This window comes from Tamlana crocina, from assembly GCF_012037625.1.
In genome coordinates this window covers 1-455 of the sequence record NZ_JAAVJS010000228.1, presented here as the reverse complement: position 1 = coordinate 455, position 455 = coordinate 1, and the positions used below count along the sequence as shown (strand labels likewise).

1 protein-coding gene is annotated in these 455 nt (G+C 43.5%); it reads right to left on the bottom strand.

Annotated features, from left to right (window positions below):
- Positions 1-420: CoA transferase subunit A (locus tag HC176_RS16445; RefSeq protein ID WP_167920081.1), on the bottom strand; the 420-nt coding region annotated here is incomplete at its 3' end.
- Positions 421-455 lie beyond the last annotated feature (35 nt).

Here is a 455-nt window from a genome sequence, read left to right as displayed (position 1 = left end):
CTTTCCGTTAAACTCCCGGGTTTCCTTGCCTTCGGCTATTTCAGTTCCATAACCTGCAGGCGTATAGATTGCCGGAAAACCCTGTTGTGCCGCCTGACATTTAGCTGCAAGAGTACCCTGAGGTGTTAATTCTACATCAAGTTCCCCGCTAAGCATTTGCCGCTCAAATTCGGCATTCTCCCCCACGTAGGAAGAGATCATTTTATCTATCTGTTTCTTTTGAAGTAACAGCCCCAAACCAAAGTCATCTACACCCGCGTTATTAGAGATACAGGTAAGATTCTTCAGGTTGAGACGAACGAGTTCAGAAATGGCATTTTCGGGAATCCCGCTAAGCCCAAAGCCGCCGAGCATAAAGGTCATTCCGTCATGCACTCCTTTTAGAGCTTCAGAAACATTCTCTACAGTTTTATTGATCATTATTGGTTGTTTTATTCGGAAAAATACAAAAATAA